This window comes from Mycobacterium fragae (assembly GCF_002102185.1).
Lineage (GTDB): Bacteria > Actinomycetota > Actinomycetes > Mycobacteriales > Mycobacteriaceae > Mycobacterium > Mycobacterium fragae.
Map to the genome: position 1 here is coordinate 421,175 of NZ_LQOW01000024.1, position 12,789 is coordinate 433,963.

The 12,789-nt window shown below is 64.3% G+C and carries 11 protein-coding genes and 1 tRNA gene; 5 read left to right on the top strand and 7 right to left on the bottom strand.

Annotated features, from left to right (window positions below; translation table 11 throughout):
• Window positions 1–61 precede the first annotated feature (61 nt).
• Entirely contained in the window at window positions 62–634 is a 573-nt protein-coding gene (dcd, locus tag AWC06_RS13080) for a dCTP deaminase (protein ID WP_085197966.1), read from the bottom strand.
• 83 nt (window positions 635–717) lie between these two features.
• On the opposite strand from dcd, the gene AWC06_RS13085 reads away from it, so the two are divergent.
• Window positions 718–791, top strand: a tRNA-Gly gene (locus AWC06_RS13085).
• Window positions 792–808: 17 nt separating this feature from the next.
• Here AWC06_RS13085 and AWC06_RS13090 read toward each other — a convergent pair.
• Window positions 809–2,146 carry an adenylate/guanylate cyclase domain-containing protein gene (locus AWC06_RS13090; RefSeq protein WP_085197969.1) on the bottom strand — a complete coding sequence of 446 codons (1,338 nt, stop codon included), beginning with the start codon at window positions 2,144–2,146 and terminating at the stop codon, window positions 809–811.
• A 196-nt stretch (window positions 2,147–2,342) separates the two neighbouring features.
• Between AWC06_RS13090 and AWC06_RS13095 the strand changes: the two genes are divergently transcribed.
• Window positions 2,343–3,149, top strand: a complete 807-nt coding sequence (locus AWC06_RS13095) for a L,D-transpeptidase (protein WP_085197972.1) — start codon at window positions 2,343–2,345, stop codon at window positions 3,147–3,149.
• Between the two features lie 39 nt (window positions 3,150–3,188).
• Here the strand turns inward: AWC06_RS13095 and AWC06_RS23635 are convergent, their stop codons facing one another.
• The 3 genes from AWC06_RS23635 to AWC06_RS13110 form a co-directional block, all read right to left on the bottom strand.
• Complete coding sequence (locus tag AWC06_RS23635; RefSeq protein ID WP_227371210.1) at window positions 3,189–3,788, bottom strand: hypothetical protein; 600 nt, start codon at window positions 3,786–3,788, stop codon at window positions 3,189–3,191.
• Between the two features lie 158 nt (window positions 3,789–3,946).
• Entirely contained in the window at window positions 3,947–4,594 is a 648-nt protein-coding gene (locus tag AWC06_RS13105; protein WP_085197977.1) for a VldE C-terminal domain-containing protein, read from the bottom strand.
• Window positions 4,595–4,673: 79 nt separating this feature from the next.
• Window positions 4,674–5,303 (bottom strand): TetR/AcrR family transcriptional regulator, encoded by a 630-nt coding sequence (locus AWC06_RS13110; RefSeq protein ID WP_085197980.1) that lies wholly within the window; start codon window positions 5,301–5,303, stop codon window positions 4,674–4,676.
• A 93-nt stretch (window positions 5,304–5,396) separates the two neighbouring features.
• Between AWC06_RS13110 and AWC06_RS13115 the strand changes: the two genes are divergently transcribed.
• The 3 genes from AWC06_RS13115 (at window position 5,397) to AWC06_RS13125 (ending at window position 11,423) form a co-directional block, all read left to right on the top strand.
• Window positions 5,397–6,614: a cytochrome P450 gene (locus tag AWC06_RS13115; protein WP_085197983.1), complete on the top strand. Its 1,218-nt coding sequence runs from the start codon at window positions 5,397–5,399 to the stop codon at window positions 6,612–6,614.
• An 11-nt stretch (window positions 6,615–6,625) separates the two neighbouring features.
• Window positions 6,626–7,576, top strand: a complete 951-nt coding sequence (locus AWC06_RS13120) for an SDR family NAD(P)-dependent oxidoreductase (protein WP_085198134.1) — start codon at window positions 6,626–6,628, stop codon at window positions 7,574–7,576.
• 112 nt (window positions 7,577–7,688) lie between these two features.
• Window positions 7,689–11,423 (top strand): patatin-like protein, encoded by a 3,735-nt coding sequence (locus tag AWC06_RS13125; protein ID WP_085197986.1) that lies wholly within the window; start codon window positions 7,689–7,691, stop codon window positions 11,421–11,423.
• Here the strand turns inward: AWC06_RS13125 and AWC06_RS13130 are convergent.
• Window positions 11,404–12,111 (bottom strand): cutinase family protein, encoded by a 708-nt coding sequence (locus AWC06_RS13130; protein ID WP_085198136.1) that lies wholly within the window; start codon window positions 12,109–12,111, stop codon window positions 11,404–11,406. The two genes, AWC06_RS13125 and AWC06_RS13130, sit on opposite strands and share 20 nt — an antisense overlap.
• Window positions 12,112–12,186: 75 nt before the next feature.
• Window positions 12,187–12,579: a hypothetical protein gene (locus tag AWC06_RS13135; protein ID WP_085197988.1), complete on the bottom strand. Its 393-nt coding sequence runs from the start codon at window positions 12,577–12,579 to the stop codon at window positions 12,187–12,189.
• Window positions 12,580–12,789: the final 210 nt, after the last annotated feature.

A 12,789-nucleotide genomic window follows, 5' to 3' on the forward strand; every position in this document is an offset into this window, starting at 1 on the left:
CCCATCGCAATTCAAGATTACCTTTAGACGCCCGCGGCCTCTGCTGACGACCGCCTGGCAGTTAGCTGGATCTTAGGAAGTTCTGATATGAGCGCGACGGCGTCGGTCCCCGCTGACCCTGATACTTCGACCCGGCCCGCGCGCTGCCGTAGGGATGCTCGGCGGCGCTGGTCAACCGGAGGATGCACAACTGGCCGATCTTCATTCCCGGCCAGAGCGTGATCGGCAGATTGGCGACGTTGGAGAGCTCCAGGGTGATGTGACCGCTGAAGCCGGGGTCGATGAAGCCGGCGGTCGAGTGGGTGAGCAGGCCCAGCCGGCCCAGCGACGATTTGCCCTCCAGCCGGCCCGCCAAGTCGTCCGGCAGCGTGCACAGCTCCAGCGTCGAACCCAGCACGAACTCGCCGGGGTGCAGGACGAACGGTTCTCCGTTGAGCGGCTCCACCAGGCTCGTCAACTCGTCTTGCTGTTGCGCCGGGTCGATGTGGGTGTATCGGGTGTTGTTGAAGACCCGGAACAAGCTGTCGAGGCGAACGTCGACGCTGGACGGCTGCACCAGCGTGTCGTCGAACGGGTCGATGCCCAACCGGCCCGCGGCGATTTCGGCCCTGAGGTCACGATCGGAGAGCAGCACGCGACGAGCGTATCCGCTCGACTTATGCTCCCGGCGTTGATGAACGGCGCGGCGCCGGAATGCTAGCCTTTCCGAGCATCCGCGCCGATGTAGTTCAATGGCAGAACATCAGCTTCCCAAGCTGAGAACGCGGGTTCGATTCCCGTCATCGGCTCCACGAAAATTCTGACCGCGTCAACCCTCGACCGCGAATAGCTGCCACTCGCCCGCCACACCTTTTAGGGTGTGCTCGCCGCGAGCGGTAAAGCTGAGGCCCGACCCGGCAACCAGATCAACGACGATGCGCGAGACGAGGACCTCGCCGGGGCCGGCCGCTGCTGCCACCCGCGCGGCGATGTGGACGGCGATGCCGCTGATGTCGTCGTCGCGCAGCTCTACCTCGCCCGTGTGGACGCCCGCCCGCACCTCGAGGCCAAGACTCCGCAGCACGTCGCGAATCGCCATGGCACACCGGATCGCGCGGGCGGGTCCGTCGAACCACGCGAGGAAGCCGTCGCCCGTGGTGTTGACCTCGCGGCCGTGGAAGCGCTCGAGCTGGCGCCGGACCTGGGCGTCGTGCCTGCCCAGCAGCTCCTTCCATCGCTGATCACCGAGCTCCACCGCTCGCTTGGTGGAGTCGACGATGTCGGTGAACAGCACGGTGGCCAGGACGCGCTCGACCGCAGGCAGCGGCCGCACGCCGGTCAGAAACTCCTCGACCTCGTCGAGCAACGTGTCGGCGTCGCCGGTGAAGAACAGGTGATCGGGCCCGTCGAGCTCGACGAACTTGGCCCCGGGGATGTGGTCGGCGAGATAGCGACCCATCTCGACCCTCACCATCCGGTCGTCGCGCCGGTGGAGCACGAGCGTCGGCGCCTGGATCGCAGGCAGCACGTCGCGGATGTCCAGCTGCGGATAGAGCGCAAAGATGTTGCGGACCATCCCCGGGCTGGCGGCGACGCGCTGCAGCCGCGCCCACCACTGCCGCAGGACGGTGTCGTCTCGGCGGCTGGGAGCCCATGCACCCAGTCCGACACCTTCGCCCCATCCCTTGGCGCTCATGTCGACCAACGTCGCCAGCTGCTCCTCGGTGACGCCGAGCGGGTAGTCAGGCGCTTCGAGCAGGCGGGAGAACGTGCCGTAGAGGACGAGCGCATTCACCCGGTCGGGATGGCTGGCCGTCATCAGCATCGCCATCGCGCCGCCCTCCGAAATGCCCAGGATGTCAGCGCGTTTACATCCCGCCGCGTCCATGACGGCGCGCAGGTCGTCGACGGACTCTTCCAACGTCGGCGCGTGCATCGTCGGATCGGAGAGCCCAGTGCCCCGCTTGTCGAAGATCACCACGCGCCGGAAAGACGCGAGCCGCGAGTAGAAGTGGAAGATCGACGGCTCCTCGAACATGATGTCGAGGTGTGAGATGAAGCCGGGTGCGACGACGAGATCGGGCCCGTCTCCGGTAACCGAGAACGCGATGTTCAGGCCGCCGCTCTGGGCATAGTGGATGTCCGGCGTTTTGCCGCCGACGTTCATGGTCGAACCCTACGCCGCGCGGGCCACGCGAATGCGGGCCGGACGGTCCGCCCACGCCCAAGCTCGCTGATTCGCTCGCCGTAGCCAAAACGTGACCCAGGCTTGATCGAATTGCTAACGCGCCCTTGCGCTTCCACTCTCCAGTGAACCCCTACCATCGCTATTACAACCCTGTCAATTAAAAAGGAATAGAGCCATGCGCGCGGTCGTTCGGTGTGTTCTTGCCGTAATCGGCATCGTTGCGACCGTGGTAGCGGGGCCGTCGGGCGTGAGCCTGGCGGCAACGAACCAGTCGTATAGGTTCGCCATCGCCTCGGTCCTACCAGCGCCGGGCGAGACGGTCGGCGTCGCGCATCCCGTGGTCGTGACGTTCGGCGGGCCCGTCGCCAACCGGCACGCGGTCGAGCGCGCCATTGAAGTCAAATCCGCGCCCGGCATGACCGGCAGGTTCGAATGGCTCGACAACGATGTTGTGCAGTGGGTTCCCGACCGATTCTGGCCGGCGCACAGCACGGTGGCACTCTCGGTGGCCGCCCTGTCCACGCATTTCCAAACGGGCCCTGCCGTCGTCGGGGTCGCCGATATCTCAGATCACACGTTCACCGTGAGCATCGACGGAGTAGCCGCGGGACCACCGCCTCGGCTACCGGCACCGCACCACCTGCCCCACCGGGGAGAGGAGGGGGTGATGCTGGCCTCGATGGGCAGGCCGCACTTTCCGACGCCTGTTGGCTCCTTCACTGTCTTGTCCAAGGACCGCTCGGTGATCATGGACTCGACCAGCGTCGGCATCCCGCTCACCGATCCCGAGGGCTACCGCGTCCCGGTGGATTACGCCGTCCGTATCAGCCGCCGCGGTCTCTTCGTGCACTCAGCTCCGTGGGCGATCAATTCACTGGGGTTGGAGAACGTCAGCCACGGCTGCATCAGCCTGAGCCCCGCGGACGCGGAGTGGTACTTCAACACGGTCAACGTCGGCGACGCCGTGATTGTGCAGGAGTAGCAGCGCCGAGAACCGCTGTATCGGAAGGCTTTTCACGCCTCAGGAGGGAGGGGGCGTCGAAGGGCCGGGCAGCACAGGCTGACCGGAAACCGGGCCGCCAGCCGGCGCCGGACCGGTCGGCTTGCCCTTACCCTCGTAGGTTCCCGACATGTCGGTGAGCGGAGCGCCAACCGGTACAGGACCGGCCGCCGGAGCCCCAGCCGGCCCGAGCGCAATCAACGGAGCACCAGCCGGCATCGGAACCACCGGCGCACCAGCGGGGACGGGGGCACCAGCCGGGACGGGGGCGCCCACTGGCGCACCAATCGGAACCGGAGCGCCCACCGGCACGGGTGCACCCGCCGCGGCACCAGCCATCTCAGAAAGCGGAGCGCCGGCCGCTGGGCTGCATACGCCCGCGCCTGCCGCTCCGCCCGCGCCTGCCGCTCCGCCCGCGGCCGTCAGCCCGCCCGTGGCCGCCGGTCCGCCGGCGGCTGCCGGCGCTCCAGCTTCGCCCGACATTCCTTGCATGCACGCGTAGCCGCCCGTTATCAGTGGGGCGGCTGTCGCGCCCGGGCTCAACGCTATTGCGGCCCCGCACAGCCCAGCGCCGGCAACGACTTTGATGTTGAATCGATCAAAACCCGTCATCACCGTCAACTCCTTTATTCGCGCCCACAATCAAACGGTGCAGCACAACCGCATAGCTGTACTGATGTCGTGGTTAGACGACCGTCTAATTGATAGCAGCCGATGTGCAACGCGCGCCGCGCCGCGCCGCGCCGTTTCCAAATGGTGACGTTCGACCGGCGCCGTGCCTAGCGGATGTAGACCTCTCCGCCTTTGGGGTATCCGCCTCCGGTCGTGGTGATGTGGACGTGGTCGTAGTGGCCGTATCCACCCGCCTGGGGGCCGTTGGGGGTGTAGTAGGTGCCACGCCAGATTGCGTCTTGTATCCCGAAGCGATCCGCGTTCTTCAGCGCGAACGCGACGATCTGGTTGCCGAGCGCTATGCCTTCGGCACTGCTGGGATTCGGGATCATCACGTCGAGCGCCAACCCGTTGGGATGCCACCGCAGTGCATCGGGACGAACGCCACCGATGCTTTGAATCTCGGGGAATATGGCGCTGATACTGCGAGACACCAAGATCGTCTTGACCTGTAGGCCTCGCTCAGGAGCTTTTCCGGGTGGTAGGGCCTGCGGCGCATCTTCGCGGACGACTCGAAGTCGCGATGCGGACGGCATTTCGCCCAGACCAGACCGAGCCGGTGCCGATGCGATCGGTGCTGCTGCCACGACCTGCACGCAGCAGGGCGCAGCCTCGGTGGCAGGTGAATCCCCACCGCCCGGAGCGAGCGGATGGGCGCTTCCGCCAAGGGCAAAGAGCACGGCGGCCGGGCCGCCGACCGCCGTGATCACGAGCGGTGATTTTCGTCGACGGCTGGGTAATGAATGTCGACCCACGCGAGCACCTCACGAGCAAATCAAGGAAACGTCACGAAAGTGTAACTATATATACCTGACAGCTCGCTTCGGGTACCCCCTACATCGGCCAGCTACTGGACACGGGTGCAAAACGAAGAGCGGCCGCCCGAGGCAACTGCCGTCGGTCCCCGCTCGATATCGCGTCGAGAATCAGCGCGACATAGCGTCGCCAGCCATCGCTCGTCGAATCCATCGTCCAAAGCACGCTGTGCAGCATGACGATCAGACGCGGTAGGTCGTCGGCGACCAGGTCGGCGCGGACAACGCCGGCGCGCTGACCTCGGCGGGCCAGCTCGATGAGCGCATCATTCAGCGAGTTCGAGATGTCGGGGGTCAGCGACCCGGCCCTGCGTGCCGCGGTCAGCAGGTTGTGTTCCCGAGCGCCCAGCGATATCGCCGCGTCGATCAGCTCTGCGAGCCCCCGCAGCGGGTCGTCGCTGCAACGGGCGTCCTCGATGGTCGGTGTGAGATCCTCGGCGATGCTTTGGTCCAGGGCCGCCCGGATCAGCTCGGCCTTGGCCGGAAACCTGCGGTAGAGCGTTCGTTCACCGACCCCTGCGCGACGGGCGATGGCCTCGATGGGCGCCTCTGGTCCCAGGTCGCTGTAGACATCTCGCGCGGCGCGCAGAATGCGCTCGACGTTGCGCGCGGCATCCGCCCGCAACGGCCGGTCGGTAACCGCGGTCATCCTGCCAGCCTAACTGACAGTTGACTGCCAGTTCGTGAGGTCCTACGCTCATGCAATTGGCAGCTATCTGACAATTAACGGGAAACGCCGCTGATGCCAACAACTTCCGGTTTTCGCCGTGATGTAGATCTTCCGGTGATCCCGCTCGCGCGCGCTGCGCACTGCCCTCTTCATCCACCCGCCCAGTTCGCGGAATGGCGGCAGGAGCCAGGCCTCCGACGGGCGCTCTGGCAGGGCCAGCCGACCTGGGTGGTGAGCCGCTACCAGGACATCAGGGCCGCGCTGGTCGATGCGCGCCTGTCCGCCGACACCATTCCGGACGCCATCAAGCCGTCCGGTACGGGCACCAACAAACCGGTGATGTTCGCGCGGACCGACGATCCTGAGCATCACCGGTTGCGGCGCATGATGACCGGCCAATTCACGTTCAGGCGCACCGATGCGATGCGGCCGCAGATTCAGGGACTGGTCGACCACTACCTAGGCGAAATGATCGACAAAGGGCCGCCGGCCGACTTGGTGCGTGCCTTCGCCCTGCCGGTGCCGTCAATGGTGATCGCGCTTCTGCTCGGGGTGCCCTCCGAAGACCTCGGACTCTTCCAGCACAACACCACGGTCGGTCTGGACACGAGGTCGTCCGAGGAAGAGAAGGCGCAGGCCTTCGGAGCAATGTATGCCTACATTCAGAAGTTGGTAGACCGCAAAGAGCGCGAGCCCGGCGACGATTTGATCAGCCGCCTGGTAACCGACTATGTCGCAACCGGACAGCTCGACCGGGAGACGACGGCCATGACTGCGGTGATCATGATGCAGGCCGGCCACGAAACGACGGCCAACATGATCGCGTTGGGAACGGTTGCGCTGCTGCAACATCGCGATCTGTTCGAGCGGCTCGGCCAAACCAACGACCATGCGGTCGTCGCCAACGCCGTCGAAGAGCTCATGCGCTATCTCACCATCGTGCACAGCCAAGTGGATCGTGTGGCAACCGAAGACCTCACGATCGGCGGTCAACTGATCCGCGCCGGGGACAAGGTCTTGATGAACCTGCCAGCAGGAAACTGGGACAACGAGTTCGTCGAAAATCCAGAGACTTTGGACATCGACCGAAATAGCCGCGGACACTTGGGTTTCGGCTACGGCGTGCACCAATGTATCGGGCAGAACCTTGCCCGCGTCGAAATGCAGGTCGCGTTCGCAGCGCTGGCACGGCGCCTACCGGGGTTGAGACTGGCGGCGCCACCGGATGAACTGAAGTTCAAAGCCGAATCGGACATCTACGGCATGAGAGAGCTGCCCGTCACCTGGTGAAGGCCAACGATATGCGGTTCGACGAGCAAGTCGCTGTGATCACCGGCGCCGGTGGTGGCTTGGGCAAGCAGTACGCGATGCTGCTTGCATCGCGCGGGGCACGCATCGTCGTCAACGACACCGGTGGGTCGGTGACCGGCGACGGCTCCGACATCGAAACCGCTAACGCTGTGGCACAAGAGATCTGCCAGCAAGGCGGTGAGGCCGTTGCCGACAGCCATAGCGTGACGAATCCTGAAGGTGGAACGGCGATCATCGACACCGCTATGCGTGCTTGGGGACGAGTGGACATCGTGATCAACAATGCAGGAATCGTCCGCGACGCGGCATTCGAGAACATGAGCGCCGATCGGCTACAGCCTCTGCTCGATGTTCACCTGAAAGGCGCGTTCTATGTGACAAGGCCGGCCTGGAAGATAATGCGCGAGCAGCGGTATGGCCGGATCCTCAACACCTGCTCGGCCGCCGGAATCCTGGGCGCCGAAGGCATGAGCAACTACGGCGCGGCCAAGGCCGGGTTGATTGGGTTGACTCGTGTGTTGGCCGCCGAGGGAGCCGACCGGGACATCAAGGTCAATGCCATTGCCCCGATCGCCTATACGCGGATGCTGGCGCACTCCATCGACGTCGCCGGAGAACAGGACGCAGCGTCGGCTGTGCTGGATGATCTTGTGGGCCAATACCTCCAGATGTTGAAGCCGGCGCTGGTGGCCCCAGTGGCGGCCTTCCTGACGCACCGAGACTGTCCGGTCTCCGGGGAGATCTACACCGTAGGCGCCGGACATGTGGCGCGGTTCTTCATCGGCAGGACGAAAGGGTTCTGTAGCCCGGCACTGTCGATCGAGGATGTGCGCGATCACCTTGAAGAGATCCGCGACGAAGCCGGATACACCGTTCCCGGCGGACCCGCCGACGAAATGAGCGAGCTCTTCGCAACGATCACGGCGAACGACGACCGCTGATTACGAGCGCGCGCGCCCGAATTCGTGCGCAGCCCTTGACCATAATGTGTCGTTTCAATGTGGACGTGGCCGAGGTCGTGGCAATCTAAGCCGAGGACATCGGAGGGATGCGATGGAATTACAGCCACCATCAGTAGCGACGCAGGAGGTCCGACTGGCCACGACCATGACGGGGGGCGTCAGCCTCGCAGTCTGGATGGCTGGTGTTGCGCGGGAAATCAACTTGCTCGCGCAAGCATCACAGTGGCGCCGGTCGAAAGAGCAATTGCCCATTGACAGCCGCTTCACTGGCGCACCAGGGATTGCTTCCCTCGAATGTTACCGAGGCCTCATCGATCTGCTCGATCTGTTCGTTGATGTCGACATCTTGTCGGGTACGAGTGCAGGCGGCATCAACGCGGCTTTGCTTGCGTCGTCACGTGTTACGGGATCCGATCTCGGCGGTCTGCGTGACCTCTGGCTCGATCTCGGGGCGCTGACCGACCTCCTGAGGGACCCGACAGACAAAACCACGCCGTCGCTCTTGTACGGCGACGAGCGCATGTTCGCGGTGTTGGCAGAGGAGCTTCCCAAGCTCGCGCGAGGCCCGTTTGAGCCAGCGGAGGATGATCTGCCTCCAACGACCCTCTACGTAACGACGACCCTGCTCGCTGGGGAGACAAGCCGGTTCACCGACTCATTCGGCACGCTCGTCCAAGACGTCGACCGGCGCGGTGTCTTCACCTTCACCGAGAAGCACCTCAAGGAGAAAGACACCGCAGCGGCGCTGGCACTGGCCGCGCGCAGCTCCGCTTCGTTCCCCCTGGCGTTCGAGCCCTCGTTCGTCCCCTTTACGGAAGAAGTTCGCAAGAAAGGGAAGGTGCCGACTCGGCCGGCGATGAGCGCCTACGCCAACATCACCCGCCCACACTGGGTTGCCGACGGCGGCCTGCTCGACAACCAGCCCATCGACGTATTGCTCAAGCGCATCTTCGACAGCCCCGCTCGACGCTCGGTTCGCCGGGTGTTGCTCTTCGTTGTGCCGTCCTCAGGACCGGCACCCGACTTGGCCGAAGAGCCTCCGGCAGATGACATCAACGAACCGCTCGGACTTGTCGATGGACTCCTCAAAGACCTGTCCGCGGTCACGACGCAGTCGATCGCGGCAGACCTGCGAGCGATCCGCACCCATCAGGACCGCATGGCAGCGCGAACGGACATGCGATTGCGCCTCACCGAAGTAGCCGGACGACTCGGGTCTCGTAGGCTTTTGAGCCGGCCATTGTTGACGGACTACACGACACGTGAGGCAACCAAGCAGGCCCAGGCCCTCACCAGTGCTTTGCTTCGGCAGATCAGCACCTGGCCACTGACGTCGGGCCCGAAAACCGAAAGGATTCCGAAGGACTGGGAGCCCTCGCTGCGCATCGGGGGCGACGCCGAGCAGGTATGCCGCCAAACGATCAAAGATCGACTACTGCAAGTGTGGCCGAGTCGGGCGCTTCCCGAAGATTCAGAGACACTCGATTTGTATCGCCAACCGGCGCTCGACCTCGCGAAAGCGTCTGCACTCACCGTCCTCCAGGCGGCATACCAGCTCGCCGAGTCTGACAACGTCATGGCAGCAGTGGGACGACTCGCCGATGACATCCACGAGGCCTGCAAACCCCCCGCAGCGTCGAACGGTCAGGCTGACAATCCGCCACCGGACTCGAACCGTCAGGCCGACAAACCGCCCCCACCACTGGATCTCGGCGACATGGTTCGAGAGTTGTCACCGGTATTGCGGCAGCTGCCACTAGCGGAGGCCGCCGCGCTGCTCGCGTTGGAATATCTCGAGCGGTCAAAAGTGCGACGCAATGCTTGGACCAACCTTGGCCGGGCCTTGCTTAAGCTCGGCGAGATCCGGGTGGGCGATGACCAGACTTTGAGGCAACTTGCCCGCAGGCGTTCACCCGCCTCTGAGTCCACCGACACAGATCCCGAGCCTGGGCGGGACGACGATCCAGCCACTCAGTTGAATAAGTACTTGACCTATCTGGAGCGCGTGGACGAGCCGATGACCGCGCCGACCGCGGAGACCGTGGCGCTGAAATTGTTCGATCTGGCCGTCACGCAGCGGGCGATGCTTCCGGCCACGGCCGACATCGAACAGTCCCTGGAACTGGTTCAAGTCAGCGCAGATACGCGCAGCCTGCTGGCGCCAAATTTTCAGTCGGCCCAGCAGAAGCTCACCGGAATGCAGTTCCACCATTTCGGCGCGTTCTACAAACGGTCATGGCGAGCCAATGACTGGATGTGGGGCCGACTTGACGGTGCAGGATGGCTCGTCCACGTACTATTGGACCCGCGACGTGTTCAATGGATTGCCGAGCGCGATGGCATAGAACCCGGACGTCGAGCAGCGTGGTTCCTCGAGAAGCTCAGAGGACTTGGGGCGCCGGCATTTCCGGACGACTTGTTCACGGAGCTCAAATTCCTCGATACGCCAGGCATTCCTACACCGGCCAGCATTCCGAAGACGGCGCTATGGCTGGCGCAGGTATGGCAGCAACTCGTCCTCGACGAGGAACTGGACGGACTGGCTGCAGCTGTGCTCGACCCGCAGCCCGGGAAAAAGGCGGACTGGAGTCCGACGAAGTCTCGAACGTGGGCCGAGAAGGTTCGGAACGTACCCAAGGAAGAGCCCAAAGAGGCGAAATACGCCCTCTTGAACGAGAATCCGGTCGCGGGCGAGACGTTGGCCACCGATAAGGGCTCGCCGCTGATGGCGCATACCATCACGAAAGCCGCTGCGACGGCATCCGCCGCTGCCAGCTCCGTCCGACAGCTGCCGGGCGTGCTCAAACCGCCCGTGATTACATTGCGGACAGTGGCGCTCGGTGGCTATCGCGTGGTGTCCTTGAACAAAGGCCTCCGTAGATCATCAATCATCTTCGGCGCCTTCCTCCTCGTCCTGGGCATTGCCTTCGCAATTCAATCCGTGGCGGTGCTCGGAGTCACTGGTCTGGCCGTGGCAGGAATCGGTGCCTATCTCGTCGTCCTGGGAACCTGGCAGGTCTCGACAAGGCTGCTTTTCGCACTCTTGTCCACAACGCTTGTCGGCGCGGTGCTCGCCCTGACGGTCCACGTCGTACGTGACTGGCTCTTCGGCAGCGAGAAAGATCCCGGCCTGGTAGGCGCGCACGTTTATTGGCTGGGCACCCAGTGGTGGCATCCGTTGATCGTCATAGGAGCGATCGCCCTGGCCCTCACCCTGGTAGCAGCCGCCAAGCCAAGCCGAAGGAGGCGCACGGGCCGCTCGTCGTCAAACCTTTCCGGCGTTGCGCTACTTGGCGTGGGCGTTGTGCTATTCGGCGTAGGCGTTGCAGGCTTCGTTCGATGCGTTGTGCAGCACATGCAAGACAAACCAGTGTTGGTCGGGAGCTGGTTGGTTGCGGGGATTGGCGCTTATCTCTTCGACGGCGGAATCCGGCAGTACCGGACCCAAATCCGGAGAGCCTGGAAACCAATTCGGGACTACCTCGCCAAGCTCCGGCAGTGGTTCAGCTGGAAACACTTCGGTTGGCTGCTGCTTGCGCTCTTGCTGGCGGCACTGTCATTGATACTCGTCTGCGCGGTGGTTTCCCTGGCCGTGCCCTGTGTACGCGAATGGCTGATCGGCACGGGCAAGGATAACGCGGGCCTGGTAGGAGCCCCCGTCTACTGGTTAGGCGCGCAAGGGTGGCACCCACTGGCGGGTGTATTCGTTCTGGCAGCGATCGTCCTAGCTTTAACTCTCGGCGTGGTCGCAGCCGCCAGGCGAAGGCGTGAACAGGACAACGCCAATCGCTCCTCGACGGCTACGGCTACAAGTGGCTCACCGTGAAGTCCGCGGCTTGGCCGACCATGCCGTTCGCCAAGTACGAAGCGTGCGCAAAGCTGGGCGGGCCGGCGGGGGCACCATTGCAGATGGTGTCGTCGGGAGCGCACAAGTCGAGGGTCTTGGGCGCATACAGCGGGCCGATCGTGATCGGCGGCGCCCCGTTCTCGGTGAGGAACTGGTTCGACGGTCGGCCGAACAGGGTCACCGCCGCGACGTGGTTGGCCACTTCCGCCGGCATCGGCTTGGGGATGTACGAGATGTACTCGGCAGGTACTTCCTTCGGAATTTGAGCCGAGGTGACGAAGCCTGCCAGCGCCGCGCCTTGGGAGTATCCGCCGAGCACGATCCTGGTGTTGGGGCAGTTCGCCGCCGTCGACTCGATGTGAGCACCCGCGTCCCTGATCCCGTCGACGAACGTTCTGGCGAAATCTATGCCTGCGCCGAAGTCACTGCTGGCGGCGTAGTTGACGGGATATACGTCGAGCGATCTGTTGCCCACCTGCGAGCGCAGAGTGTCGACGAACTCCTGCCCTACCCCGCCAACGCCGGGCGGCTCGCCCGTGCCGCGCGCGAACACCACCTCGACGTCAGGACACGGCTGGGCTAAGGCGAGCGGAATGGGTGCGATCAGCAGCGCCGACGCGGTAATCAGCACAGCAATAACGAAGCGCCCGATGGATTTAGCAGTCATGGCCATAGGCGACATTGTTGCGCCGTCAACTCAGCCTGTCCCGGGTTTCCGGTAGCTGGCGAAGTCAGCGCCAGGTTATTCCGGCGCCTCTTCCGAATCGTCATCGTCGAGGACGCTGACGGCGATGCCGTAAGGCAGGAACCGGACTTTGCGGGTCGGGTCCGTATTGTTCTTGTTCGCACGCAGCGCGTCGAGTTCGGTGGCGTACACCTCTTCGACGCGGGCGCGGCCGTCCTCGCTCACCGTGTAAATCGTCCACACGCCGTCACCGGCTTCGCCCGCAGTTTCCGGCTCGCTGCGCGAGCGTCGCGCCAGGTCATCGAAAAACGCGGTCCAACCCGCCCGCTCACCCGGCACCGTGATAAACCGGCTGATCCGCTCGAACACGTCGCGCAGACCCTCGCCCGCATCGCGAATCACCCGATCGAAATCTTCCGGATCGAACCCGAACAGACCGTTGTCGTCCATCGCGGCCCTCCTGGCAGCTCACACTGATGACACCAGTGTGCAGGCTTCGGCCGCGGGTTGCTACGGCCCTGGTTGCGGGGGTGGAGGCGGCGGTGGCGGGTTGATCGGGATCGGGACCGTGACAAACGGCAGGTGCAGGTACATCACCATCGGCGGCAGCTGCGGCGCGGGTGGAGCGGGCGCCGCCGGGGGCGGCGGAGGGGGTGGCGG